This window comes from Streptomyces sp. NPDC007205, assembly GCF_040634095.1.
GTDB lineage: Bacteria > Actinomycetota > Actinomycetes > Streptomycetales > Streptomycetaceae > Streptomyces.
This window is the reverse complement of the sequence record NZ_JBEYEW010000020.1, coordinates 113,161-136,715: the sequence shown is the minus strand read 5'-3', so window position 1 is coordinate 136,715 and position 23,555 is coordinate 113,161. Positions and strand designations below refer to the sequence as shown.

Genomic DNA, 23,555 nt, shown 5'->3' with positions numbered 1-23,555 from the left:
TCCTGCACACCTACAACCACCACCGCTGCCACACCGCACTCGGCGGCCACCCACCGATCAGCCGTGTGAACAACGCTTCAGGTCAATACACCTAGATCCCCGGCCGGAACCGCAGCGGATGGTCCGCGGGGATCTCCACCAGGGCGATGCGGGTGCCGTCCGGGTCGGTGATCCACATCTCGACCAGGCCCCACGGTTCCCGGACCGGCGGCCGGACGATGCCGACGCCCTTCGCGCGCAGCTCCTCGTGCGCGGCCGTCACGTCGTCCACCTGCAACCACAGCCGTACCGCGGGTGACGGCGGTGTCTCGGACCTCCCCGAGACCTCAAGGAAGCCGCCGCCGAGGAAGTAGACCGTCCCGCGCTCGGGGCCCGTACCGAACTCGCGGTAGACGGCGAGCCCCAGCTGCTCTCCGTAGAAGGCCCGGGAGCGCTCGGGGTCGGTGGGGGTGAGCAGGGTCCGGCTGCTGAGAACGTGCACCATGCAGGCGGAGCCTAGAGCAGGGTTACGCTCGACCCTGGCTCAGCCACGCCCGAGACCGAAAGGCCGCCTCATGGAAACCGCCCCCACCGGACCCACCTTCCGCGACGCCACCGACGCCGACGTCGAGGCGCTGGTCGCGCTGATCGAGTCGGCCTACCGCGGGGACGCCAGCCGGGCCGGGTGGACCACCGAGGCGGACATCCTTCAGGGGCAGCGCACGGACCAGGAGGGCGTGCTGAAGGTGATCAAGTCGCCCGACAGCCGGCTGCTGACGGTGGAGCAGGACGGCCGGATCGTCGCCTGCTGCCAGCTCGAACACCGTGGCGACCACGTCTACTTCGGGATGTTCGCGGTCAGTCCCGCCCTGCAGGGCGCGGGTCTCGGCAGGACGGTCATGGCGGAGGCCGAGCGCCGGGCCCGCGAGATCTGGGGGGTCACCGAGATGCACATGACGGTGATCTCGGTGCGGGACGATCTGATCGCCTGGTACGAGCGCCGCGGCTACCGCCGTACGGGAAGGATGACCCCCTTCCCGTACGGCGACGAGCGCTTCGGCATCCCGCAGCGCGCGGACCTGCAGTTCGAGCTGCTGGTCAAGAGGCTCGTGTGACCGTCAGGCCGTGAAGCGCCCCGTGCGCTTGATCTCCGGGAAGTCCGTCGTCGCGCCGTCCAGCTCCAGGGCGCGTACCAGCCGCAGATGATCCTGGGTGTTGACGACCCAGCCGATGATCCGCAGTCCGGACGCGCGGGCGTGCTCGACGACCTCCAGGGTGAGCCGGCGGATGTCCAGGCAGACGGTCGCCGCGCCGACGGCGACCGCGCGCTCCACCACGTCCGTGCCGTAGCGGCTGGCGACCAGCGCCGTGCGCACGCCCGGCACCAGCCGCGTGATCTCGGCGATCGCGTCGTCGTGGAAGGACGCCACCTCCACGCGCCCGACCAGATCGCGCTGGTGCATCACCGTGGCCAGGGCCCGGGCCGCCGCCACGTCCTTGATCTCGGCCTGCAGTGGCGTGTGCACCGCGTCCAGCACCTCCTCGAACACCGGCACCCGCTCGCCGCGGCCCGCGTCCAGGGCACGCAGCTCGGCCAGGGTCTTGTCGGCGATCGGTCCGGTGCCGTCGGTCGTACGGTCCACCTCCGCGTCGTGCATGACGACCAGGGCGCCGTCCTTGCTCAGATGCAGATCGAGTTCGATCAGGTCGAGGCCGGCGTCCTGCGCGGCGACGAAGGAACGAAGGGTGTTCTCGGGCTCGACACCCATGACCCCGCGGTGACCGATGGTAAGGAAGTTCAAGGTTCAACTCGCTTCCGTCGACGGCGGCTCGGTGCGCGCGGGACGGGCGGACGCCGTCGTCCGCGCGGGCAGAGTCGCAGCCTAATGGCCGGGCCCCGCGATGAACCCGCATGTGCACGAGGCATCCGGGTGCGCGGCGGTCGTCAGCTGGCCGGTATCCGCCCCGCCGTCACCCTCTCGTGGGCGAGTCCCCGCGCCCTTGACCACCCTGCGCCGCTGTGCGCGAGAGATGTGCGCCGTCGACGAAAGTGAGCGCCGTCACGGTTTGTGGCAGGAAAAATATCCGTGACTAAGGTCGCAGACAGAATAATTTCCTGAGCTTGCCTCTTGCTGGCTGAAAGGGGGTATGCATACGGTGTGCCTACGCGAGCTTCTCCCGTGGAGGATGGGACATGACGGAAATTCTTGTGCAGGCGGGTGCGGAGGGACAGGTTTCTTCGCTGACCAGGGTGGTGGAGCATCCGGCCTGGCCCGTGCTCAAGGATGCCGTGGAGCAGATCCGGCCATGGCAGTCCAAGGACGGATCGATCGACTTCGAGGCCGAGGGCGCCCCGGCCCCGGCGGACGCCAAGGCCGCCGTACGGCGTGTCGTCGACGCGGTCGAAGAGCTGTCCCCGCTGCTCCCGCACGACGAGGACTACCACCAGGCCCTCGTGAAGGACCTGCACCGCTGGGTCGAGGGCGGCTTCCAGGTGCCGGACTTCCTGGACTCCCTGCTGGCCTTCCAGCCCGCCGCGCACCGCGCGGACGGCCTGCAGCACCTGGTCGTCTTCCCGATGTACACGCAGAACGGCAACCTGGACCGCAACCTGGAGGCGGTCGTACTGCGCATGGTCTGGCCCGACTGGCTGGCCGAGCTGGAGCGCACCCGCTACGACAACCCGCTGTTCTGCGGCATCACCTTCGAGGACTTCACCTCCGGCTACGACACCAACTCCGCGGTCCTCTTCCCGGAGACCATCGCCGTACGCGAGGCGCCGGAACGATTCTCCTGGGGCGGCATCTTCTGCGACCGCGAGGCCGCCCGCTTCCGCCGGGTCACCGACGCGGCCGTCGACATCCTGGGCCTTCAGCTGCCCGAGGACATCGCCGCCATGGTCCACGACCAGAAGCGCTGCGAGGAGGCCTTCGTGCTGTGGGACATGGTCCACGACCGCACCCACAGCCACGGCGACCTGCCGTTCGACCCGTTCATGATCAAGCAGCGCCAGCCGTTCTGGATGTACGGCCTGGAGGAGCTGCGCTGCGACCTCACCGCCTTCAAGGAGGCCGTGAAGCTGGAGGCCGACGGCGTCCCGCAGGCCCGTGACGTGCAGTACGCGGTGCTCTTCGACCGCATGTTCCGCTTCCCGGTCACCGGCGACCGCAACCGCAACTACGACGGCCTCGGCGGCCAGCTGCTCTTCGCCTACCTGCACAAGCACGACGTCGTCCGCTGGACGGACAACAAGCTCTCCATCGACTGGGAACGCGCCCCGCAGGTCACCAACCAGCTGTGCGCCGAGATCGAGAAGCTCTACAAGGACGGCATCGACCGCCCCAAGCTGGTGCACTGGTTCGCCGGCTACGAGCTGGTCCGCACCTACCTCGCCCCGCACCCCGGCTCCAAGTGGGCCAGGGGCCCGGAGGCCCTGGACCTGACCCAGCCGCCGCGCAAGCTGGTGGACGACGTGCTTCCGGACGAGTTTCCGCTGAGCATGTTCTACGAGGCCCTGTCCAAGAAGCTGAAGAATGTGATCGCCTCCACCAAGGGCATCACGGCGGACAGCGCCGAGCCGGTCGCCGCGTGAGCGACCGCGTGCGGAACACTGCTTCACGCGTCCAGAACACTGCTGCAGAGGGGAAGAACATGGGGAACGGGGCGAACGGGCCGCTCAGCGGTGCCGTGATCGCGGTGGCCGGCGCCGGCGGACCCGCCGGGCGCGCGACCCTGCTGCGTCTGGCCGAGGCCGGGGCGACCGTCGTCGGCGCGGACAACGACCCGCAGCGGCTGTCGGAGGCCGTGGACGCGGCCCGGTACGCCTCCGGTGGCGCCACCGTCACCGGTGACACGGTGGACCTGCTCAACCTGCAGTCCACCCGTGACTGGGCCGCCCACGTCGAGAAGGACTTCGGCCGCGTCGACGGCCTGGTGCACCTGGTCGGCGGCTGGCGCGGCAGCGAGACCTTCACCAAGACCAGCCTCGACGACTGGGACTTCCTGGAGCTGCTGCTCGTCAAGACCGTGCAGCACACCTCCCTCGCCTTCCACGAGGCGCTGCAGCGCAGCGAGCGCGGCCGGTACGTCCTGATCAGCGCCGCCGGCGCGAGCAAGCCGACCGCGGGCAACGCCGCGTACTCCGCCGCCAAAGCGGCGGCCGAGGCGTGGACGCTGGCCATGGCCGACTACTTCCGCAAAGCCGGGGGTGAGGAGGGTCTCACGTCCGCGGCTACGATCCTGGTGGTGAAGGCGCTGGTGCACGACGCGATGCGCGCCGAACGCCCCAACGCGAAGTTCGCGGGTTTCACGGACGTCAAGGACCTCGCCGAGGCCATCGAGGGCGTCTGGAGCAAGCCCGCCGCCGAAGTGAACGGAAACCGTCTGTGGCTGACCGAGAAGCCGTGAACCCTCCCAAGACCGACGCGCGTCGCCACCACGACCCGCAGGTCCGCGGTTTCGCCAGTGACAACTACGCCGGAGCCCACCCGGAGGTGCTGGCCGCCCTGTCCCTGGCCAACGGCGGCCACCAGGTGGCGTACGGCGAGGACGAGTACACCGAGAACCTCCAGCGGATCATCCGCACCCACTTCGGGGCCACCGCGGAGGCCTTCCCGGTCTTCAACGGCACCGGCGCGAACGTGGTCGCGCTCCAGGCGGTCACCGACCGCTGGGGCGCGGTGATCTGCGCCGAGAGCGCGCACATCAACGTCGACGAGGGCGGCGCGCCGGAGCGCATGGGCGGCCTGAAGCTGCTCACCGTCCCCACGCCCGACGGCAAGCTCACCCCCGAGCTGATCGACCGGCAGGCCTGGGGCTGGGAGGACGAGCACCGGGCCATGCCGCAGGTGGTGTCGATCACCCAGAGCACGGAGCTGGGGACCCTCTACACCCCTGAGGAGATCCGGGCGATCTGCGAGCACGCCCACGCCCGTGGCATGAAGGTGCACCTGGACGGCTCCCGGATAGCCAACGCGGCCGCCTCGCTGAACGTGCCCATGCGGACGTTCACCAACGCGGTCGGCGTCGACCTCCTCTCGCTGGGCGGGACCAAGAACGGCGCCGTCTTCGGTGAGGCGGTCGTGGTCATCAACCAGGACGCGGTGCGGCAGATGAAGCACCTGCGGAAGATGTCGATGCAGCTGGCCTCCAAGATGCGCTTCGTGTCGGTGCAGCTGGAGGCGCTGCTGGCGAAGGACCTGTGGCTGCGCAACGCCCGGCACGCCAACGAGATGGCCCAGCGGCTCGCCGAGGGCGTCCGCGCGGTGCACGGCGTGGAGATCCTCTACCCGGTGCAGGCGAACGGCGTCTTCGCGAAGCTCCCGCACGACGTGAGCGAGCGGCTGCAGAAGCGCTTCCGTTTCTACTTCTGGGACGAGGCCGCCGGGGTCGTGCGCTGGATGTGCTCCTTCGACACCAGCGAGGAGGACGTCGACACGTTCGTGGCCGCGCTCAAGGAGGAGATGGCGCGCTAGCCTCCTCCGGCCTTCTCCCTCCGTCTGCATAGATATGCGATCACTCGTAAAGTCATTGACGGTCGAGTGATCGCTTTCCTATGCTCTGCGGGCATGGACCTGATCCAGAACACCGCCGATCTGTCCGCCTACTTGGCCGCGGACGAGGCCATCGACCATCACCACCCCGTCGTGCGGGAGACGGCCGCCAGGCTGGCCGGGGGAGCGGCCGACTCGTATGGGTATGCGCAAGCTGCCTATGAGTTCGTACGGGACGCCATCCCGCACTCGCGGGACTCCGGCGACATGCGCGTCACCTGGCGCGCCTCCGACGTCCTGCGCCTGGGTACCGGCATCTGCCACGCCAAGGCCCACGCGCTGGCCGCCCTGCTGCGCGCCGAGGACATCCCCACGGCCCTGTGCTACCAGCGGCTGATGCACGACGACGGCAGCGGACACGCCGTACACGGTCTGGTCGCCGTCCGCTTCCACGGCGCCTGGCACCGGCAGGACCCGCGGGGCAACAAGCCCGGCGTGGACGCCCAGTTCTCCCTGGGCGGGGAGCGGCTGGCCTGGATCCCCGACCCCGGGGCCGGCGAGCTGGACTATCCGGTCCTCTACGCCGCACCGCATCCGGTCGTCCTGGACGCCCTGAAAGCCGCCCCGGACCGGTCGTACCTGTGGAAGACGCTCCCCGACGCGCTGTGAGGCCGGGCGCCCCCACCGCACCCCCGCCTGACGCCGCTGCGATCGCACTCGTTGCCGTCCCGCCATCGGTGCCGGGGGGCGCCTCGCGCCAGGAACTGCCCGCGGCCCCAGGGGCTTTGGTGGCGAACCCGACGCCGTCGACCCGGGCCCTCGACGCCCGGGACGACATGTCCCGTAACGGCGCCGTACACGTGCTGCCGCCGTCCGGCACGCGCTGCGGTGACGACGGGGCCTACGCCCGGCCCCCCAAGCGAGACCCGGCCGAAGCGCCGCAGGTTACCGCGCCTCGGCCGTGCGCAGCTGCTCCGCCGTCGGTGCCGTACCGCCCAGGTGGGCGGGCAGCCACCAGGAGTCCTCGGGGCCCTTGGGGCGGCCCGGGTAGGCGCGCTGCGCGGCCTCCAGCAGCTCCTGGACGGCCCCGCGCAGCCGGCGGGTGATGGCGCCGGCGTACTGGTCGCGGGGTGCCTCGACCGCTTCGCCGACCCGGATGGTGACGGGCAGGTGGTCGCGCTTGAAGTTGCGGGGCTGGCCCTTCGTCCACAGCCGCTGGGTGCCCCACACCGCCATCGGGATCAGCGGGACACCGGCGTCCTGGGCGAGGCGGGCCGCACCGGACTTGAAGCTCTTCAGCGTGAACGACTGCGAGATGGTGGCCTCCGGGAAGACCCCGATCACCTCGCCGGAGCGCAGCGAGTCCAGCGCGTGCGCGTAGGCCGCCTCGCCCTGCTTGCGGTCCACCGGGATGTGCTTCATCCCGCGCATCAGCGGACCGGAGATCCGGTGACGGAAGACGGCCTCCTTCGCCATGAAGCGCACCAGACGCTTCTGCGGCAGGGCGGCCAGGCCGTTGAAGATGAAGTCCAGATAGCTGATGTGATTGCTCACCAGCACGGCGCCGCCCGAGCGCGGGATGTTCTCCGACCCCTGGCAGTCGATCTTCAGGTCCCAGGCCTTGAACAGCGTCTTGGCGAGACCGATGACGGGACGGTAGACCAGCTCTGCCATGGGCGGGGTGGGCCCTTTCTGCTCTGCTCGGGAAAGGGGGCTCCCGGCGGGAAAGTTACGGAGCCGTAGGTTTACGGCGTCTCGCAGATCGTGCCCGAAGAACGGACGGGTAGCCAGTCCTGGTGCCCCACGGCGGCGAGATCCTCGTCACGTCGGCCCACATCCCTCACCCGGATCGTTAAGTCCCCTTTACTCCATTTGCCCTGCCTGAACCGTGGCCCTCCTCAACAGCAGGAACAGCTCGCACCCCAGGCAGTACCCGAACGCCGCGTTCAGGAACGCCGCGGCGAGCGCCGCCCCGGTCGCGGCCAGCCCCAGCCACTGGGGTCCCACGGTGAACCCGACCAGCCCGAGCCCCGCGAACACCAGGCCCACCGCCTGCGCGAACCGCGGCGGCTCCGGCGCCTCGAACTCCTTCGGCGGCCCGAGCCGCGGCCGTACGGCCGTGCGGAACGCCCAGCCGTAGGGCGAGCGCTGCACACCCGCGGCGGCGCCGAGCGCGAACGCCACCGTCTGCCAGCTCAGCACCCAGGTGTTCTGCAGGCTCAGCGCCACGGCCAGCACGGCCGTCGTCACGGCCGCCCCGAAGCGCGGCCCCCTCGCATCGATGTCCATGAACCAAGCATTCCGCAGCGGGAACCCCCGCGGGAGCCGGGAATCTTTGCAGTCTCATGAATGCTTGTGCAGATGATGACCGGACTGGTGGTGTGCGTGGCGGTGCTCGTCGTGGCGAGCGCCTACGGAGTGCTGCACAAGCGGCGGAGCGGGAGAGTGCGGGTGCGCGGGCGGGACGAGGACAAGCGGCTGGGCACGGCCGAGCTGGGTGGCGACCTCGGTGAGCGGGCCACGCTGGTCCAGTTCTCCAGCGCCTTCTGCGCCCCCTGCCGGGCCACCCGGCGCATCCTCGGCGAGGTCGCGGAGATGGTCCCCGGAGTGGCCCACGTCGAGATCGACGCCGAGGCCCGTCTGGACCTCGTACGCGAACTGGAGATCCTGAAGACGCCCACCGTCCTGGTCCTGGACGCCGACGGACGGGTGGTGCGGCGCGCCACCGGGCAGCCCCGCAAGGCCGATGTCATCGCGGCCCTGGGGGAGGCCGTATGAGGGGGCCTCAGCCGGCGGCGCGGTGGCTTCCGGATCCCGGAACCTGCTTGACTGTGCGCACCATCGATCGTCAGCCTGACCGTATGCCGACCGAACTCCTTCTCCACGGGCGGGTCCACGTCGACCTCGTCCGCACCGCGAGCGCCACCTGTCCGGGCTGGTGAGCACCGACGGCCCCGCTCGCGACCTCCAGCAGAAGGACGACTCCATGACGGCCTCGCCCGACCTCGGCACCGTTCAGCTCGCTTCTCCCGACCTGTTGCGCTCGACCTTCCGCCGGCATGCCGCCGGTGTGGCGGTGATCACCGCGCGTGGTGACGCCGGCCCGGTCGGCTTCACCGCCACCTCCCTCACCTCCGTCTCCGCGGAGCCCCCGCTCCTCTCCTTCGGCATCGGCACGGGCGCCTCCAGCTGGCCCGCGATCGCCGGGACGGAGCACATAGGCGTCCACATACTCGGTGAGCACCAGAGCGAGCTGGCCGCCACCTTCGCCCGCAGCGGCGCTGACCGCTTCGGTGCGCCGACCGTGTGGCGCGAGGGCCCGGAAGGCGTACCGGTGCTCGACGACGTGCTTGCCTGGCTGGTCTGCCGGATCGTCGGCCGGGTGCCCGCCGGTGATCACCGCATCGTGCTGGCCGAGGTGGTCCTGGGCGACCCCACGGGCGCCGGCCGTCCTCTCCTCTACCACCAGGGCCGCTTCAACGGCCTGCGGGATTGATCACGCCCGCCGGTCCTGCGTAGCGGTCGAGTTCCGGTTACGCTGCGTTGCGAAGGTCACAGTTCAAAGCGCTTGCTTAGCGGGCAGGAACTGGGTGTACTGACGAGTAATATTTCGGTCGGAGCGCGCGGACGCCCCGACCGGGATCGGCCGCTTGAGGCGCCTATGCTGCCTGCAAGAGGCAGCCCGGAAATGACGATGCAGTAGGAGAGCCGGCGTGAGCTTGAGGATCGTTGTCACTGTGAAGTACGTGCCCGACGCCACTGGCGACCGGCACTTCGCCGATGACCTGACCGTCGACCGCGACGACGTGGACGGTCTGCTCTCCGAGCTGGACGAGTACGCGGTCGAACAGGCGCTGCAGATCGCCGAGGACGCGGACGACGCCGAGGTCACCGTCCTGACCGTCGGCCCCGAGGACGCCAAGGACGCGCTCCGCAAGGCCCTGTCCATGGGAGCCGACAAGGCCATCCACGTCGAGGACGACGACCTGCACGGCACCGACGCCATCGGCACCTCTCTGGTGCTCGCCAAGGCGATCGAGAAGGCCGGCTTCGACCTGGTCGTCTCCGGCATGGCCTCCACCGACGGCACCATGGGTGTCGTACCGGCCCTGGTCGCCGAGCGTCTCGGCGTCCCGCAGGTCACCCTGCTGTCCGAGGTCTCCGTCGAGGACGGCGTGGTCAAGGGCCGTCGCGACGGCGACGCCGCCTCCGAGCAGCTGGAGGCACAGCTCCCCGCGATCGTCTCGGTCACCGACCAGTCGGGCGAGGCGCGTTACCCGTCCTTCAAGGGCATCATGGCGGCCAAGAAGAAGCCGGTTCAGTCCTGGGACCTGTCCGACCTGGACATCGAGGCCGAGGAGGTCGGCCTGGACGGCGCGTTCACCAAGGTCGAGGCCGCGAACGAGCGCCCGGCGCGCACGGCCGGCACCATCGTCAAGGACGAGGGCGAGGGCGGCAAGCAGCTCGCTGAGTTCCTCGCGAGCCAGAAGTTCATCTAAGGGCTCGCCCCGCTGACCGCCCCTCAACTTCTTTACGCAGGAGAGCAATCCCATGGCTGAAGTCCTCGTCTATGTCGACCACGTGGACGGTGCCGTCCGCAAGCCCACCCTCGAACTGCTGACCCTGGCCCGCCGCATCGGCGAGCCCGTCGCCGTCGCGCTGGGCAACGGCGCCGCCGACACCGCCGCCACGCTCGCCGAGCACGGCGCGGTGAAGGTCCTCACCCACGACGCCTCCGAGTACGCCGAGTACCTGGTCGTGCCGAAGGTGGACGCCCTGCAGGCCGCCTACGAGGCCGTCTCCCCGGCCGCCGTGCTGGTCCCGTCCTCCGCCGAGGGCAAGGAGATCGCCGCCCGTCTGGCGCTGCGCATCGGCTCCGGCATCATCACCGACGCCATCGACCTGGAGGCCGGTGACGAGGGTCCGGTGGCCACCCAGTCGGTGTTCGCCGCGTCCTTCACCACCAAGTCCCGTGTCGTCAAGGGCACCCCGGTCATCACGGTCAAGCCGAACTCGGCCGCCGTCGAGGCCGCCCCGGCCGCCGGCGCGGTCGAGGCCCTGTCGGTGACCTTCTCCGACAAGGCGACCGGCACGAAGATCACCGGCCGTACGCCGCGCGAGTCGACGGGCCGCCCGGAGCTGACCGAGGCCGCGATCGTGGTCTCCGGTGGCCGTGGCGTCAACGGCGCCGAGAACTTCTCGATCATCGAGGCGCTGGCCGACTCCCTCGGCGCGGCCGTCGGTGCCTCGCGTGCCGCCGTCGACGCCGGCTGGTACCCGCACACCAACCAGGTCGGCCAGACCGGTAAGTCGGTCTCGCCGCAGCTGTACATCGCCAACGGCATCTCCGGCGCCATCCAGCACCGCGCCGGTATGCAGACCTCGAAGACCATCGTGGCCGTCAACAAGGACGCCGAGGCCCCGATCTTCGAGCTGGTCGACTACGGCGTGGTCGGCGACCTCTTCGACGTCGTGCCGCAGCTGACCGAGGAGATCAAGGCCCGCAAGGGCTGAGCCCCTCCCTGGCTCGACGAGGCCCCCGTGACCGACGCGGTCATGGGGGCCTCGGTGCATCCTGGTGACGACCGGCCGGCTGCCGACCAGGGTCCGGACGGGGTGTTGACCAGCGACAACCGCACAGATAACTTCGTTCTACGGATTGTTGATTCCGTACAGCGGAAAATTGGAGGGTGTGGGATGGGTCAGCAGGAGAAGGTGGCGACGAGCCTCGCCGGCGCCGTCAGCGAGGAGATCAGCGCCTCCCTCGCGCCGGTCGACGCGGAGCTCGAGCGCCGCTACCCCGGGGACCCCGGCACCCGGCAGCCCGTCCACACCGTCTACGTCCCCGGTGACGCCTTCACCGCCGACACGGTCCGCTCCTGGGGCGACCAGGCGCTCGCCGCCCTCGACGCGCACGCCCCGGACGCCGCATCCCTCGCGGCGGTCCTCGGCCTGTCCGACGAACTCGCCGAGCCGGTCTACTCCCGCGTCCGCGCCAAGCTGGAACGCGAGCCGATCGAAGACCTGCGCGTCGACTTCGAGGACGGCTACGGCCCCCGGCCCGACGCCGAGGAGGACGCGACGGCGGCCCGCGCGGCCCGCCTGATCGCGCAGGCGTACGAGAACGGCACGGCGGCGCCGTACATGGGCATCCGCATGAAGTGCATGGAGGCCCCGGTACGCGACCGCGGCATCCGCACCCTCGACGTCTTCCTCACCGGCCTGATCGAGGCGGGCGGCCTGCCCGAGGGCCTGGTGCTCACCCTGCCGAAGGTGACGTACCCCGAGCAGGTCTCCGCCTTCGTCCGTCTCCTGGAGGCCTTCGAAAAGGCACACGGACTGGACGCCGGCCGGCTCGGCTTCGAGATCCAGATCGAGACCAGTCAGTCCATCCTCGCCACCGACGGCACCGCCACCGTCGCCCGGATGATCCAGGCCGCCGAAGGCCGCGCCACGGGCCTGCACTACGGCACCTTCGACTACAGCGCCTGCCTCGGCGTCTCCGCCGCCTACCAGGCCAGCGACCACCCGGCCGCGGACCACGCCAAGGCGATCATGCAGGTGGCCGCCGCGGGCACCGGCGTCCGCGTCTCCGACGGCTCGACCAACGTCCTCCCCGTCGGCCCGACGGAGAAGGTCCACGACGCCTGGCGTCTCCACTACGGCCTCACCCGCCGCGCCCTCGCCCGCGCCTACTACCAGGGCTGGGACATGCACCCCGGCCACATCCCCACCCGCTACGCCGCCGTCTTCGCCTTCTACCGGGAGGGCTTCGAGCAGGCGGCGGGCCGCCTCGCCCGCTACGCCAACCACGCCGGCGGCGACGTGATGGACGAGCCCGCCACCGCCAAGGCCCTCAGCGGCTATCTGCTGCGCGGTCTGGACTGCGGCGCCCTCGACATCGCCGAGGTGGCCCGCCTCACCGGCCTGACCCGCGCCGACCTGGAAGGCTTCGCGGCGCCCCGGCGCGGTGACCTGACGGCCTCCGCGAAGTAGCGCTCACGGGGACCGGGCGCCGACGCGCGTCAGTGGCCGGCCGTCGGCGTACGGTTCGCGACCCGACGCCGTCACCCACTTCTGCTCCGCGAACAGCCGTGTGCCCCGTGCGCACAGCCCGGCGTCCCGGCGTGCCCGTGCGGTAGAACTCTCGGGCGTGGGTGCGCTGGGCGCCGGGTGGCTGCGCGGCGGAGCCGTTGTGCAGCGCGACATGCCGGTTGACATAGGCGTACGCCCCCGCGAGCACGGAGGGTTCAGGCAGCCGGATCGCACGTCCGGCGCGGGCAGCCGGACCCGCCGGAAGGAGCCGTCGCGCAGCGGCACGCGGGGGGACTTGACCGGCGAGGCCGAGACACAGCCCAGTCGCTGACGTGCGCGGAGACACCCACGTCGAGGCCGGCCACCCGGTCCGCACCATGGGCAGCGGAGAGTCGATCCCGAACTCCGCCGTCTCCTGCCGGAGTTGGCCGGGACAGGCGTCGGAGCCGACGGCGAGGACCGGCACCCGGTCGTCGTACACCGGGCGTTCCAGCGGCAGCATCCGGTCGCCGTGCAGCACTCCGGAGTCGGCCGGTCAGGCGTCGGGAGAGGTCAGCGGATGGCCGGGGGAGCGTCGGCGAGGCCGGGCTCCGCGAGGGTGCGGCCGGTCACGGGCGGCTCAGTCGGCCGGCGGCAGTTCGCCCGAGCCGCGCGTGATCAGCCGGGTGGGCAGCTCGATGCGCTCGGGTGCCACGAGCCCGCCGTCCAGCCGGCGGAACAGGCGCTCGGCGGCGGTACGGCCGAGGGTGGCCGCGTCCTGGGCGACGACCGTGACGCCCGGCTGGAGCAGATCGGCCAGCTCGATGTCGTCGAAGCCGACGAGCGCGACCTGTCGGGTGTGCTCGGCGAGGACCCGGATCACGGTGACCGTCACCCGGTTGTTGCCCGCGAAGATCGCGGTGACCGGCGCGGGTCCGGAGAGCATCTCCTCCGCCGCCCGGCGGACCCGCTCCGGATTCGTCTGTCCGAGGGACATCCAGGCGTCCTCGACCGGTATCCCCGCGTCCTCCATCGCCGTCCGGTAGCCGCGCAGCCGCTCGGCGGCGGTGTGGATGCGCGGCATGTCACCGATGAACCCGATCCGGCGGTGGCCGTGCGCGATCAGATGCGCGACGCCGTCCCGGGCACCGCCGTAGTTGTCGGACAGCACCACGTCGGCGTCGATCCGGCCGGCCGGGCGGTCCACGAACACGGTCGCCACCCCGGCCCTGATCTCCGGCTCCAGATAGCGGTGGTCGTCACCGGCCGGGATCACCACCAGACCGTCCACCCGACGTGCGCACAGGGCCAGTGCCAGCTCCTGTTCGCGTTCCGGGTCCTCGGCGCTGGAGCCGTTGATCAGCAGGGCGCCGTGGGCCCGGGCCACCTCCTCCACGGCCCGGCTGAGCGGGCCGTAGAAGGGGTCGGCGAGGTCCTCCAGGACCAGGCCGATGCTCGCCGTACGGCCCTTGCGCAGCACCCGGGCGCTGTCGTTGCGGCGGAAGCCCAGCGCCTCGATCGCCTCCTGCACCCGGCGCTCGGTGTCCGGGGTGACGCCGGGCTCGCCGTTGACCACCCGGGAGACCGTCTTCAGCCCGACCCCTGCCCGCGCCGCCACGTCCTTCATCGTCGGGCGGTTGCCGTAACGGGTCCCGGGAAGGCTGTCTGCGCGGCGGGTGGTCTCGGGCACGGTGTCCTGTCCTGTCCTGTCGTACGACTTGTCCGACTTGTCAACGGGATGGTGCGTCGATCCTCGGTTTGTATGAGGATGTGGCGTCGAGCATAGAGCCTGGACAACGTTGTCAGATGCGAGAGACACTGTCCACGCTGTCTCCGGCCTGCGCCTCCACCGCTTGACCGGCCTGCCTTTCCTTGGTTTGCGAGCTTCAACGGGGAGTCTGACTCTGATGCACACCGACCTCGTGGCGGCCCTGGACATCGGCGGTACCAAGATCGCCGGCGGTCTCGTGGACGGCCGCGGACGGATCCTGGCCCGAGCCCAGCGCGCCACACCGGCCCAGCAGGACGGCGAAACGGTCATGCGGGTGGTGGAGGAAGTACTCGCCGACCTCGCCGCATCGCCGCTCTGGGTGCGGGCGCACTCCGTCGGCATCGGCAGCGCCGGCCCGGTGGACGCCTCGGCGGGCACCGTCAGTCCGGTGAACGTGCCGGGCTGGCGCGACTTCCCGCTGGTCGAGCGGGTGCGCGCGGCCACCGGCGGTCTCCCGGTCGAGCTGATCGGTGACGGCGTCGCGATCACGGCCGCCGAGCACTGGCAGGGCGCCGCCCGCGGCCACGACGACGCGCTGTGCATGGTGGTGTCGACCGGCGTCGGCGGCGGGCTGGTGCTGGGCGGGAAGCTGCACCCCGGACCCACCGGGAACGCGGGGCACGTCGGACACATCAGCGTCGACCTGGACGGCGACCCGTGCCCGTGCGGCTCGCGCGGCTGCGTGGAGCGGATCGCCAGCGGGCCCAATATCGCCCGCCGCGCACTGGAGCGGGGCTGGAGCCCCGGCCCCGACGGCGACACCTCGGCCGCCGCGGTGGCCGCGGCGGCCCGCGAGGGCGACCCGGTCGCCGTGGCCTCCTTCGAGCGGGCGGCCCAGGCGCTGGCCGCCGGCATCGCGGCCACCGCGACCCTGGTCGAGATCGACATCGCGGTGATCGGCGGGGGCGTCGGCAAGGCGGGTGACATCCTGTTCACGCCCCTGCGCAAGGCACTCACCGACTACGCGACGCTGTCCTTCGTGCAGCGGCTGACGGTCGTGCCCGCGCAGATGGGGACCGACGCGGGGCTGGTCGGCGCGGCTGCGGCGGCGCTGGCGCGCCGACCGGGTGCGACGGCGGGGGTCTGAGCGGCAGGACTGCCCGCAGCCACGCGCGCCCAAAAGGGGCGCGCGGAACTGCGCGACCAGCCGCATGCACCCGCACGCGCGCACGGTCTCCACCACCTCCGCGGCGTGGGCGCCGCCCGTCAGCAGCCAAGGCTCGCGTTCGCCCAGTCCGCGTGGTCGGAGTCGTTGCCGTCTCCCGCGTCGGTCACGACCAGGTGGACCACCTGGGCGCCGGTGACGTCGGCGGTGAGAGGCCGGGCGGGCATCGCGTTGGTCAGGACGCCGGTCGAGGTGACCCGCGTGCCGTCCGCCCAGATCTCGAAGGTGACCGTGCCCTTGGCGCCCTTCTCGTCGTCGAGGCCGACGTCCGCGGTGACCTTCGTGCAGGCTTTGCCGGTGTAGAAGGAGACGTCGCTCGGTGCGTGGGCCCCGAGCCCCTTCGCGTACACCGCGCCGCCGATGGTGATCGGGTGGCCGTCGCCCGCGGCGCTCTCCCCGTTGCTGGTGTCGCGTTCCACCGGCCCCCAGCCGCTCGTCGCCGACAGCCACGCCAGGTCGCTCAGGTACGACGTCCCGGCGGGCGGCCGTACCACGACGGACGCCGTCAGCGGGAGGATGCTGGTGACGCGCTCTCCGGCCGGTGAGCGGTAACTCGTCCGGAGGGTGAGGCCGTGGGGTCCGGTCGGGGTGCCGGGCGGGACGGTGACCTGCCAGGCGGTGCGCAGGGTACGCCCGGTGGCGAGGGCGGCGGCCGTGGTCGGCGAGGCGGGCCGTACGGTCCACCCGTCGGGGCCGGTCAGGGACACGGACACGCGGCGTGCGGAGGTACGGCCGAGGTCGGTGACGGTGCTGGTGAGTGTGGACGGGGTGGCGGCCTCCAGCAACGGGCTGCCGTCCAGGCCCAGTTCGACGGCGGGCGGACGCGCGGCCCAGTGGGGGTCGGCCGAGACGCGCAGCAGGACCGTGCCGTGGGCGGGGACGGTGGCCGCGACGGTGCCGGCGGTGTTGTAGCCGCTGTGCTGCCACAGGTCCCGGAGGGTGTAGGCGGGGGCGCCGGGCAGCCCGACCGCGGCCGCGGTGGTGGCGATCCGCTGGGCGGTGCCCGACTCGTTGAACAGGGCCACCGCGCGGCTGCCGTCCTTCATCTCCTTGGCGATGACCCAGCGTCCGCCCGCGGAGGAGACGACCGTGCCCTGCTTGCCCAGCGGGTCCTGGTCGACGGCGATGACCTCCTTGTTGTCCAGGATGCCGAAGGTCGCGGGTGAGGCCTTGCGCAGATCGGTGCCGATGAGCAGCGGCGCGGCCATGACCGACCAGAGGGAGAAGTGCGAGCGGTACTCGGTGTCCGTCATGCCGCCGTTGCCGACCTCCAGCATGTCCGGGTCGTTCCAGTGACCGGGTCCGGCGTACGGCGCGAGGGGGAGGTTCTGCTTCAGGATGGAGAGCATCGAGCCCCAGTTGTCGCTGATGTCACCCGTGGTGCGCCACAGATGACCGACGTCCGACGCCCACTCCCAGGGCTTGTTCTCGCCCCATTCGCAGATGCTGTAGACGATGGGCCGGCCGGTTTGCCGGGAGGCGGCCTTGAGCGCGTCCCGCATGGTCGTGTACCGCTGCTTGGCGTCGACGCCCTGGTTGTTGCAGTTGTCGTACTTCAGGTAGTCCACGCCCCAGTCGGCGAACTGCTGCGCGTCGCTGTACTCGTGGCCGAGCGCGCCGGGGAAGCCCGCGCTGTTGCAGGTCTTGGTGCCGGCGCTGGTGTAGATGCCGAGCTTGAGCCCCTTGGAGTGGACGTAGTCGGCGACGGCCTTGATGCCGTTCGGGAAGCGGGCCGGGTCGGGCACCAGCTTGCCGTCGGCATCGCGCCGCGGCAGCGCCCAGCAGTCGTCCAGGTTGACGTACTGGTAGCCGGCGTCCTTCAGGCCCTTCGCGACGAACAGGTCGGCGATGCCCTTGACCATGCTTTCGTCGAAGTCGGCGCTGCAGTGCGTGGAGTTCCAGTTGTTGAAGCCCATCGGCGGGGTGAGGGCGAGACCGTCGGCCAGGCCGGGGGCTGAGGCACGGTCGTGGGCGGGAGCGGCAAGGGAGGGGGTGGCGAGGCCCGCCGCGCACAACAGGCCTGCGGTGAGTGCTCCGACCACTCTTCGGCGGGTTGTGCGGGTGTGAGGGTGACGCATCGTTGACGTTCCTCCGACTCGCGAAAGGTGGATGACGGCATGCGACGGCCAGGGCGGCATGTACGTGTCATCGGTGCGCGTTTACGGTAGGACGTGTCTGACTCTGTTGGAAGAGCTGTGCCCCGACTGTGTGACTTCCCGTGAAATCCCTTGCTCTCTATGCCATTTCATTCGGCAACGGCGAGCAGACGTTCGGATGTGTTCGCTTCGGGGGCTCACGCGCCGTCGTCGACGCGGCCCCAGCCGGGCAGCGGCGGCCGAGGCCAGGCGGGCGGACGCGGCAGCAGATGCGCAGGGCGGTCGGCCGTCAGCGCGCCCGCCGGAGTCCGTCCGCTCAGCCAGCCGAGCACCTGGTGCCCGGCCCCGGCGACCGAGGGGCCGTCCGCCGACACCGGCCAGCTGCGGCCGAGATCGACGGCCTGGACCGAAGCGAGGGGGAAGCTCTGGGCGCGCAGTGTGGCGAGGGTGTCGTCCAGCGCCCAGGAGACATACCGGTCCGGCCACTGCTCGGTGCCGTGGCCGACGCCCAGGTCGAGGTGGTGTGTCTCCAGCTCCCGCAGACAGCGCAGCAGCAGATACCAGGCCGGGTGCCGCCAGCCGGCCAGCGCCGGCACCAGACGGTCCCAGGCGTGGTCGGGCATCGTGCGCGCCCGCGCCGCGAAGCGGTCCAGGCTCCCTTCCAGCCGGGTCGCGAGCCCGTCGGCGGACAGGGCCGCGTCGCGCTCGACCGCCGCGGACAGTGCCGCCGCGTCCGCGCGCGGGCCCGGTGCGCGGCCGGTGTGCGCGAGCAGCAGCAGCCACACATAGGCGTCGACGCTGTGCACGACATGGGCGAGTACATGGCCGCGCGTCCACCCGGGCAGCCCCGACGCGGCGCGCAGCCCGGCATCGGACAGGCCGGCCGCGGCGCGCACGAGCCGGGCGCCCGACCGTACGACGTCCTCGACGGGATCGTCTCCGGTGCCGAGGGCCGGGTGCCCGCTCACCGGAACTCCCGCACTACCTCGATGCGGCCGACGATATGAGCGTTGAAATCGTCCAACTCCTCGGCGGGCACCCACAGTTCCTGGATCGTCTCGCCGCCGGCCTGCCGTACCGGATACCGGCCGACGAACTCCGTGTCGACCTCGAAACGGGTCACGAAGCCGGCGCCGTCGTGCCTGACGTTCCAGTCCCGGGCGATCCGGACGGCGTAGTCCTCGTTGAGGACCGGGTAGAAGATCGGCTGCTCCGGGAGCCGGGGCGGCCACGCCCGCCAGCCGAGCGCGCGGACCAGCTCCAGTTCCTTGGGACCGGTGGGGCGCCACAGGGTCGTCGTCGCGGGCCGGCTCGTCATGATCTCGCTTTTCTGGTCGTGGCCTGCTGCTGGAGCGGGCGGGGTGGGACGCCCGACGTTACCGGCGCCCCGCGGGAGCGGGCCAGCGGGTTTCGCGTGGCCGGTCCGCTCACGGGGCCGCGAAGCGCCGCGTCAGATCGCGGTGGAGGGCGGCTGCCCGCTGTGCCCCGGTCCGGTCGGCGGTCGGTCCGGGCAAGCCGGCCGCCGGTCGAGCCGGTCGGTGAGCCGCTGGTGCCGCTCGCGGGCGTGCTCGCGGCACGGCCGACTGGTGATGCGTTTCGGGGTGGCCTGAGACGGAGGCCCGGGGTACGAGTGGCCGCAGCCCGTGGTGGGCTCGGCGGAGACCGTGCGGCCGGGCCGGACGCGGCGGCCCCCTCCCACCGGGACGGCAACCCGAGTGGTCTGCTCGCGGGTACCCGCGTGACCCCAGGGCGGGTCCCGCAGTTGACCAGCGCATGAAGAAGCGCAGCATGCTCGCCATCGCCAGCCTGGCCACCGGATTCGTCGTGGCCGCCGTCACCCCCTCCCACGGGGCGGGCGACCGCCCCGTCGGCGACCACAAGGTCTCGGACACCGTGGACTCGGCCGGTCACCCGGTCGGGGACGGCCCCGCCGCCGACGACGCCCCCGGCCAGGAGTAGGCCCGACGGTCCACGGCGCGTGTGCCGGTGTCCCGCCGCAGGGGGCACCGGCACTCCTGTCCGGCGCCCTCACGGGGGCAGGGTTTCCGTGGCAGGGTGGAGCGGGCAAGCCTCAGGGGGCCAAACACAAGAGGGGGAGTCCGTGACCGTCGTCTGGATCAACGGCGCGTTCGGTGCGGGGAAGACCACCACCGCACGGGAACTGATCGAACTGATCCCGAACAGCACGCTCTTCGACCCGGAGATCGTCGGCGGAGCGCTCACGCACCTGCTGCCGGCCAAGCGTCTCGCCGAGGTCGGCGACTTCCAGGACCTGCCGATCTGGCGCCGGCTCGTGGTCGACACGGCGGCCGCGATGCTCGCCGAGCTGGGCGGGACGGTCGTGGTGCCGATGACCCTGCTCCGCCAGGAGTACCGCGACGAGATCTTCGGCGGTCTCGCCGCCCGCAGAATCCCTGTGCACCATGTGCTGCTCGCCCCGGCTGAAACGATCCTGCGTGAGCGGATAGCCGGCCGGGAGGCCCCGCCGGACCTGCCCGACGGCGAGATGCGCGTACGGCAGTGGTCGTACGACCACATCGAGCCCTACCGCGCCGCCCTCGCCTCCTGGCTCACCGCCGACGCCCACCCCGTGGACACCAGCGCCCTCACCCCGCACGAGACCGCCGTACGCATCGCCGACGCCGTCGGCAGCGGCGCCGTGCCGCCCTGCGACATCGTGCAGACCCCGGAGCCGACCGCCGAGACCCTCGCCGCCGGGGTGCTGCTCTTCGACGAGCAGGACCGGGTGCTGCTCGTGGATCCCACCTACAAGCCCGGCTGGGAGTTCCCCGGCGGGGTGGTCGAGCGGGGCGAGGCACCGGCCCGCGCCGGGATGCGCGAGGTCGCCGAGGAGACCGGGATACGGCTGCGGGAGGTGCCCCGGCTGCTCGTGGTGGACTGGGAACGGCCCGTGCCGCCCGGCTTCGGCGGGCTGCGGCTGCTGTTCGACGGCGGCCGGCTGGAGTCCGGTGAGGCGTCCCGGGTCCTGTTGCCCGGCCCGGAGCTGCGCGGCTGGCGCTTCGCCAGCGAGCAGGAGGCCGCCGAGATGCTCCCACCGGTCCGCTACGAGCGACTGCGCTGGGCCCTGCGCGCCCGCGAGCGGGGCACCGCGCTGTACCTGGAGGCGGGGGTGCCGGTCGGCTGAGCGGCCCAGCTCACGAGCCCGACCGCGCCACAGGCCCGGCGCGCCTCCTCGTGGGGGTACGGCGTGAGCCGGCTTCCCCGCTTATCCGTACAGCGCCGTGACGAGCCGGATCACCAGGTAGTAGGCGGTGTACGCGCGGTCGTGGTGCCGGTGCCGGACGAAGAACTCCCGCTCGGCGCCGTCCAGTCGGAACCGGGAGCCCAGAGCCGGAGCGAAGTCGGTGAGGGGGAGAGGCGCAGGCCGCGTCCGCCCGGACCGTGCGCAGCTCGGCGGCCGAACCAGTCGTGCAGGGTGGACGGCAGGCGCTCCAGGAACAGGGTCAGGCTCGACGACGCCGTTCGCAGCGCCTCGACCCGCTGCCGTACCCCCGCGACGCCGCCCCGGTAGGCCACGGTTCGCTCCACGTCGGCCAGTTCCCGCGGGAGGGGCCGGGGCTCGTCGGGGAGCACGCGCCAGTGGTGCGGCAGCGGCACACCGGGGAACCGTCCGGCGAGCGCCCAGCGTGTGGTCGCGCGGTGGGGCGGCCAGTTCGCGCCAGGCGGTGAAGCCGGGGCCGCCGATGCCGTAGTGGCAGTACGGCGGCAGGCCGAAGAGGTTCGCCGTGGAGCGTTCGTTGCCGGGTGCGCGCGGTGAGACGGTGGGAGAGGAGCACCTGCCCATGCCATGGTCAGCCCACGGCCGCCGCTCTGCGCAGAGCGGGTGCGGCGTTTCCCACGACCGGATCACCATGCCCAAAACAGGCGACCTCTGCCCCGAGGTCCGCCAACGCGCCCAGAGAAGCGAGGAGTCGGGGCCGGTCGAGGTTGAACACCCCCGGGATCACCGTGCCGTCGACCGGTGAGGCAGCCACCGTGTCGCCGGTGAACAGCACGCCCTCCTCGGGCAGGAACAGGGCGATGCTGCCGTCGGTGTGCCCGGGGACGTGGACCACCCGGGCGCCACCGCCGAAGTCCAGCACATCGCCGTCCGCCACGCCGGTGACCGCGGCCGGCGGTACCGGTCTGCCCTCGGGAAGGTGCTGGGTCGCCGCCGCGTGGATGGGCAGCTCCCAGTCCTCGAACCGCGGGGGCGGGCCGGGGAGTTCACCGCGTACGAACGGCGCGTCCAGCTGGTGCGCCAGCACCTCCCCGCCGCTCAGCGCGGCGAACTCACCCGCCCCGCCCGCGTGGTCCTCGTGGAAGTGGGTCAGCACGATCCGCCGTACGTCGCCGGGCGCGTGCCCCAGCGCCGTGACCGCGTCGGCGATCGCCCGGCCGGCACCGATCGTGCCCGCGTCGACGAGTGTCAACGCGTCGTCGTCGCGCCAGAGGTACGCCTGGCCGACGGGGAAACGCAGGAGGTGGAGCCGGGGGAGCAGTGCGATGACGTCCATGCGCCGACCGTAGGCGGCGCCCCCGCCCGCGGGCGAGGGCGCTCTGCCGGGGGCAGAAGGGTTCAGCCCGCCGCGTAGTTGCGCAGGAACAGCGCCTCGGCGACCGACAGCCGCTCCAGCTCCTGCGGGTGGACGCTCTCGTTGACGGCGTGGATCTGCGCCTCCGGCTCGCTCAGCCCGATGAGCAGGATCTCCGCCCGCGGGTAGAGCCCGGCGAGGGTGTTGCACAGCGGGATCGAGCCGCCCTCGCCGGCGTACTGCATGGTCTCGCCGGGGTAGGCGACCGCCATCGCGTCGGCCATCGCCTGGTAGGCCGGGCTGGAGGCGTCGGCGCGGAAGGCCTGGCCCTGGCCGATCTGCTCGGTGGTGACCCGGGCGCCCCACGGGGTGTGCGTCTCCAGGTGGGCCTGGAGCAGCTTGGTGGCCTCCGCCGCGTCCACGCCCGGCGGCACCCGCAGGCTGATCAGCGCGCGGGCGCTCGCGTGCACGGACGGGGTGGCGCCGACGACCGGCGGGCAGTCGATGCCGAGGACGGTGACGGCCGGACGCGACCAGAGGCGGTCGGCGACCGAGCCGTCACCGATCAGCCCGACCCCGTCGAGCACCTTGGCGTCCGCGCGGAACTGCTCCTCGGTGTACTCCAGGCCGTTCCACGTCCCCATGGCGTCCAGCCCGTCGACCGTGGTCGAGCCGTCCTCGGCGCGCAGCGAGTCCATGACACGGATCAGCGCGGCCAGCGCGTCCGGGGCGGCACCGCCGAACTGGCCGGAGTGGAGGTTGCCCGCGAGGGTGTCGATCCGCACCCGGACCAGGGTCATGCCACGCAGCGTGGTGGTCACCGTCGGCAGGCCGACGCGGAAGTTGCCCGCGTCGCCGATGACGATGGTGTCCGCCTCCAGCAGCTCCGGGTGCTCCTCGGCGTACCGCTCCAGGCCGCCCGTGCCCTGCTCCTCCGAGCCCTCGCAGATCACCTTGACGTTCACCGGGACGCCGCCGTTCGCCTTCAGGGCGCGCAGCGCGAGCAGGTGCATGATCACGCCGCCCTTGCAGTCGGCGGCCCCGCGGCCGTACCAGCGGCCGTCGCGCTCGGTCAGCTCGAACGGCGGGCTGGTCCAGCCGGCCTCGTCCAGCGGCGGCTGGACGTCGTAGTGCGCGTAGAGGAGAACCGTTTTCGCACCCTCCGGGCCCGGCAGGTAGCCGTAGACGGACTGCGTGCCGTCCGGGGTGTCCAGCAGGGCCACGTCGACGAAGCCCTCGGCGCGCAGCGCGTCGGCGATCCAGCTCGCGGCGGCCTCGCTCTCACTCTTCGGGAACTGGTCGAAGTCCGCCACCGACTTGAAGGCGACCAGCTCGGCCAGTTCCGCCTGCGCCTTGGGCAGCAGCGAGGCGACGGTCTGAGCGACCGGATTCGACGACATGGGCACGCTCCTCGTAGGTGCGACGTTGTACGGGGTGTACCCCCGATACTCCCACAGTGGCCTGCGACGACGGCCGCCGTAGGATGCGGGGGACACTACGGCA

The 23,555-nt window shown here is 71.7% G+C and carries 25 protein-coding genes; 14 read left to right on the top strand and 11 right to left on the bottom strand.

Translation table 11 applies throughout. The annotated features are described in order from the left end of the window. Nucleotides 1–91: 91 nt before the first annotated feature. The gene (locus ABZ624_RS28580; RefSeq protein ID WP_360094888.1) at nt 92–484 is read right to left on the bottom strand and encodes a VOC family protein; all 393 of its coding nucleotides are present in this window, start codon (nt 482–484) and stop codon (nt 92–94) included. A gap of 70 nt (nt 485–554) precedes the next feature. On the opposite strand from ABZ624_RS28580, the gene ABZ624_RS28575 reads away from it, so the two are divergent. Continuing rightward, nucleotides 555–1,094, top strand: a complete 540-nt coding sequence (locus tag ABZ624_RS28575; RefSeq protein WP_360094885.1) for a GNAT family N-acetyltransferase — start codon at nt 555–557, stop codon at nt 1,092–1,094. Between the two features lie 3 nt (nt 1,095–1,097). Here ABZ624_RS28575 and ABZ624_RS28570 read toward each other — a convergent pair whose 3' ends face one another. Next, a complete protein-coding gene (locus ABZ624_RS28570; protein ID WP_360094882.1) occupies nt 1,098–1,781 on the bottom strand; it encodes a glycerophosphodiester phosphodiesterase family protein in 684 nt (227 codons plus the stop codon). A gap of 392 nt (nt 1,782–2,173) precedes the next feature. Here ABZ624_RS28570 and ABZ624_RS28565 point away from each other — a divergent pair, with 392 nt between their 5' ends. From ABZ624_RS28565 to ABZ624_RS28550, 4 genes are all read left to right on the top strand, one after another. Beyond that, a complete protein-coding gene (locus ABZ624_RS28565; protein WP_360094879.1) occupies nt 2,174–3,571 on the top strand; it encodes a DUF6421 family protein in 1,398 nt (465 codons plus the stop codon). A gap of 59 nt (nt 3,572–3,630) precedes the next feature. Beyond that, a complete protein-coding gene (locus ABZ624_RS28560; RefSeq protein ID WP_360094876.1) occupies nt 3,631–4,386 on the top strand; it encodes an SDR family NAD(P)-dependent oxidoreductase in 756 nt (251 codons plus the stop codon). Further along, nucleotides 4,383–5,453, top strand: a complete 1,071-nt coding sequence (locus ABZ624_RS28555; RefSeq protein ID WP_360094873.1) for a low specificity L-threonine aldolase — start codon at nt 4,383–4,385, stop codon at nt 5,451–5,453. Before ABZ624_RS28560 ends, ABZ624_RS28555 begins: the two co-directional genes overlap by 4 nt. Nucleotides 5,454–5,546: 93 nt before the next feature. Further along, on the top strand, nt 5,547–6,140 hold the full coding sequence (locus ABZ624_RS28550; protein ID WP_360094870.1) for a transglutaminase family protein: 594 nt from the start codon (nt 5,547–5,549) through the stop codon (nt 6,138–6,140). Nucleotides 6,141–6,416: 276 nt separating this feature from the next. Here ABZ624_RS28550 and ABZ624_RS28545 read toward each other — a convergent pair whose 3' ends face one another. Both ABZ624_RS28545 and ABZ624_RS28540 read right to left on the bottom strand, forming a co-directional pair. Further along, nucleotides 6,417–7,145 carry a lysophospholipid acyltransferase family protein gene (locus ABZ624_RS28545; RefSeq protein ID WP_360094867.1) on the bottom strand — a complete coding sequence of 243 codons (729 nt, stop codon included), beginning with the start codon at nt 7,143–7,145 and terminating at the stop codon, nt 6,417–6,419. Between the two features lie 189 nt (nt 7,146–7,334). Further along, a complete protein-coding gene (locus tag ABZ624_RS28540) occupies nt 7,335–7,760 on the bottom strand; it encodes a DUF4395 domain-containing protein (protein ID WP_360094864.1) in 426 nt (141 codons plus the stop codon). A 75-nt stretch (nt 7,761–7,835) separates the two neighbouring features. Here ABZ624_RS28540 and ABZ624_RS28535 point away from each other — a divergent pair, with 75 nt between their 5' ends. From ABZ624_RS28535 to ABZ624_RS28510, 6 genes are all read left to right on the top strand, one after another. Then, nucleotides 7,836–8,249, top strand: a complete 414-nt coding sequence (locus ABZ624_RS28535; protein WP_360094921.1) for a thioredoxin family protein — start codon at nt 7,836–7,838, stop codon at nt 8,247–8,249. Next, nucleotides 8,246–8,413 (top strand): putative leader peptide, encoded by a 168-nt coding sequence (locus ABZ624_RS28530; RefSeq protein ID WP_360094861.1) that lies wholly within the window; start codon nt 8,246–8,248, stop codon nt 8,411–8,413. The genes ABZ624_RS28535 and ABZ624_RS28530 overlap by 4 nt, the downstream gene beginning before the upstream one ends. A 44-nt stretch (nt 8,414–8,457) precedes the next feature. Next, complete coding sequence (locus ABZ624_RS28525; protein WP_360094918.1) at nt 8,458–8,967, top strand: flavin reductase family protein; 510 nt, start codon at nt 8,458–8,460, stop codon at nt 8,965–8,967. A 217-nt stretch (nt 8,968–9,184) separates the two neighbouring features. Further along, on the top strand, nt 9,185–9,970 hold the full coding sequence (locus ABZ624_RS28520; protein WP_360094858.1) for an electron transfer flavoprotein subunit beta/FixA family protein: 786 nt from the start codon (nt 9,185–9,187) through the stop codon (nt 9,968–9,970). 52 nt (nt 9,971–10,022) lie between these two features. Beyond that, a complete protein-coding gene (locus tag ABZ624_RS28515) occupies nt 10,023–10,985 on the top strand; it encodes an electron transfer flavoprotein subunit alpha/FixB family protein (RefSeq protein WP_360094855.1) in 963 nt (320 codons plus the stop codon). A gap of 183 nt (nt 10,986–11,168) precedes the next feature. After that, nucleotides 11,169–12,467 (top strand): aldolase, encoded by a 1,299-nt coding sequence (locus ABZ624_RS28510; RefSeq protein WP_360094852.1) that lies wholly within the window; start codon nt 11,169–11,171, stop codon nt 12,465–12,467. 658 nt (nt 12,468–13,125) lie between these two features. On the opposite strand, the gene ABZ624_RS28505 is transcribed toward ABZ624_RS28510, so the two are convergent. Further along, nucleotides 13,126–14,175 (bottom strand): LacI family DNA-binding transcriptional regulator, encoded by a 1,050-nt coding sequence (locus ABZ624_RS28505; protein WP_360094849.1) that lies wholly within the window; start codon nt 14,173–14,175, stop codon nt 13,126–13,128. Nucleotides 14,176–14,392: 217 nt separating this feature from the next. On the opposite strand from ABZ624_RS28505, the gene ABZ624_RS28500 reads away from it, so the two are divergent. Next, the gene (locus ABZ624_RS28500) at nt 14,393–15,343 is read left to right on the top strand and encodes an ROK family protein (protein ID WP_360094846.1); all 951 of its coding nucleotides are present in this window, start codon (nt 14,393–14,395) and stop codon (nt 15,341–15,343) included. A 119-nt stretch (nt 15,344–15,462) separates the two neighbouring features. On the opposite strand, the gene ABZ624_RS28495 is transcribed toward ABZ624_RS28500, so the two are convergent. The 3 genes from ABZ624_RS28495 to ABZ624_RS28485 all read right to left on the bottom strand — a co-directional run bounded on the left by ABZ624_RS28495 (nt 15,463) and on the right by ABZ624_RS28485 (nt 18,835). Continuing rightward, nucleotides 15,463–17,499 (bottom strand): NPCBM/NEW2 domain-containing protein, encoded by a 2,037-nt coding sequence (locus ABZ624_RS28495; RefSeq protein WP_360094843.1) that lies wholly within the window; start codon nt 17,497–17,499, stop codon nt 15,463–15,465. Between the two features lie 215 nt (nt 17,500–17,714). Next, the gene (locus tag ABZ624_RS28490) at nt 17,715–18,485 is read right to left on the bottom strand and encodes a maleylpyruvate isomerase family mycothiol-dependent enzyme (protein WP_360094840.1); all 771 of its coding nucleotides are present in this window, start codon (nt 18,483–18,485) and stop codon (nt 17,715–17,717) included. Beyond that, complete coding sequence (locus tag ABZ624_RS28485; RefSeq protein WP_360094837.1) at nt 18,482–18,835, bottom strand: hypothetical protein; 354 nt, start codon at nt 18,833–18,835, stop codon at nt 18,482–18,484. The genes ABZ624_RS28490 and ABZ624_RS28485 overlap by 4 nt, the downstream gene beginning before the upstream one ends. 455 nt (nt 18,836–19,290) lie before the next feature. Here ABZ624_RS28485 and ABZ624_RS28480 point away from each other — a divergent pair, with 455 nt between their 5' ends. Next, nucleotides 19,291–19,476 carry a hypothetical protein gene (locus ABZ624_RS28480; protein ID WP_360094834.1) on the top strand — a complete coding sequence of 62 codons (186 nt, stop codon included), beginning with the start codon at nt 19,291–19,293 and terminating at the stop codon, nt 19,474–19,476. Nucleotides 19,477–19,618: 142 nt separating this feature from the next. Then, nucleotides 19,619–20,662 carry an NUDIX domain-containing protein gene (locus ABZ624_RS28475; RefSeq protein WP_360094831.1) on the top strand — a complete coding sequence of 348 codons (1,044 nt, stop codon included), beginning with the start codon at nt 19,619–19,621 and terminating at the stop codon, nt 20,660–20,662. 110 nt (nt 20,663–20,772) lie between these two features. Here ABZ624_RS28475 and ABZ624_RS28470 read toward each other — a convergent pair whose 3' ends face one another. The 3 genes from ABZ624_RS28470 to ABZ624_RS28460 form a co-directional block, all read right to left on the bottom strand. Then, entirely contained in the window at nt 20,773–21,111 is a 339-nt protein-coding gene (locus tag ABZ624_RS28470) for a hypothetical protein (protein WP_360094828.1), read from the bottom strand. Nucleotides 21,112–21,329: 218 nt separating this feature from the next. Continuing rightward, entirely contained in the window at nt 21,330–22,034 is a 705-nt protein-coding gene (locus ABZ624_RS28465) for an MBL fold metallo-hydrolase (RefSeq protein ID WP_360094825.1), read from the bottom strand. 62 nt (nt 22,035–22,096) lie between these two features. Then, a complete protein-coding gene (locus ABZ624_RS28460; RefSeq protein ID WP_360094822.1) occupies nt 22,097–23,452 on the bottom strand; it encodes a dipeptidase in 1,356 nt (451 codons plus the stop codon). Nucleotides 23,453–23,555 lie beyond the last annotated feature (103 nt).

Excerpts from the sequence above, each read along its gene's own strand:
- ABZ624_RS28580 (WP_360094888.1), bottom strand. The coding sequence starts at position 484 with ATGGTGCACGTTCTCAGCAGCCGGACCCTGCTCACCCCCACCGACCCC.
- ABZ624_RS28575 (WP_360094885.1), top strand. The coding sequence starts at position 555 with ATGGAAACCGCCCCCACCGGACCCACCTTCCGCGACGCCACCGACGCC.
- ABZ624_RS28565 (WP_360094879.1), top strand. The coding sequence starts at position 2,174 with ATGACGGAAATTCTTGTGCAGGCGGGTGCGGAGGGACAGGTTTCTTCG.
- ABZ624_RS28560 (WP_360094876.1), top strand. The coding sequence starts at position 3,631 with ATGGGGAACGGGGCGAACGGGCCGCTCAGCGGTGCCGTGATCGCGGTG.
- ABZ624_RS28550 (WP_360094870.1), top strand. The coding sequence starts at position 5,547 with ATGGACCTGATCCAGAACACCGCCGATCTGTCCGCCTACTTGGCCGCG.
- ABZ624_RS28545 (WP_360094867.1), bottom strand. The coding sequence starts at position 7,145 with ATGGCAGAGCTGGTCTACCGTCCCGTCATCGGTCTCGCCAAGACGCTG.
- ABZ624_RS28540 (WP_360094864.1), bottom strand. The coding sequence starts at position 7,760 with ATGGACATCGATGCGAGGGGGCCGCGCTTCGGGGCGGCCGTGACGACG.
- ABZ624_RS28535 (WP_360094921.1), top strand. The coding sequence starts at position 7,836 with ATGACCGGACTGGTGGTGTGCGTGGCGGTGCTCGTCGTGGCGAGCGCC.
- ABZ624_RS28530 (WP_360094861.1), top strand. The coding sequence starts at position 8,246 with ATGAGGGGGCCTCAGCCGGCGGCGCGGTGGCTTCCGGATCCCGGAACC.
- ABZ624_RS28525 (WP_360094918.1), top strand. The coding sequence starts at position 8,458 with ATGACGGCCTCGCCCGACCTCGGCACCGTTCAGCTCGCTTCTCCCGAC.
- ABZ624_RS28515 (WP_360094855.1), top strand. The coding sequence starts at position 10,023 with ATGGCTGAAGTCCTCGTCTATGTCGACCACGTGGACGGTGCCGTCCGC.
- ABZ624_RS28510 (WP_360094852.1), top strand. The coding sequence starts at position 11,169 with ATGGGTCAGCAGGAGAAGGTGGCGACGAGCCTCGCCGGCGCCGTCAGC.
- ABZ624_RS28500 (WP_360094846.1), top strand. The coding sequence starts at position 14,393 with ATGCACACCGACCTCGTGGCGGCCCTGGACATCGGCGGTACCAAGATC.
- ABZ624_RS28495 (WP_360094843.1), bottom strand. The coding sequence starts at position 17,499 with ATGCGTCACCCTCACACCCGCACAACCCGCCGAAGAGTGGTCGGAGCA.
- ABZ624_RS28485 (WP_360094837.1), bottom strand. The coding sequence starts at position 18,835 with ATGACGAGCCGGCCCGCGACGACGACCCTGTGGCGCCCCACCGGTCCC.
- ABZ624_RS28480 (WP_360094834.1), top strand. The coding sequence starts at position 19,291 with ATGAAGAAGCGCAGCATGCTCGCCATCGCCAGCCTGGCCACCGGATTC.
- ABZ624_RS28465 (WP_360094825.1), bottom strand. The coding sequence starts at position 22,034 with ATGGACGTCATCGCACTGCTCCCCCGGCTCCACCTCCTGCGTTTCCCC.
- ABZ624_RS28460 (WP_360094822.1), bottom strand. The coding sequence starts at position 23,452 with ATGTCGTCGAATCCGGTCGCTCAGACCGTCGCCTCGCTGCTGCCCAAG.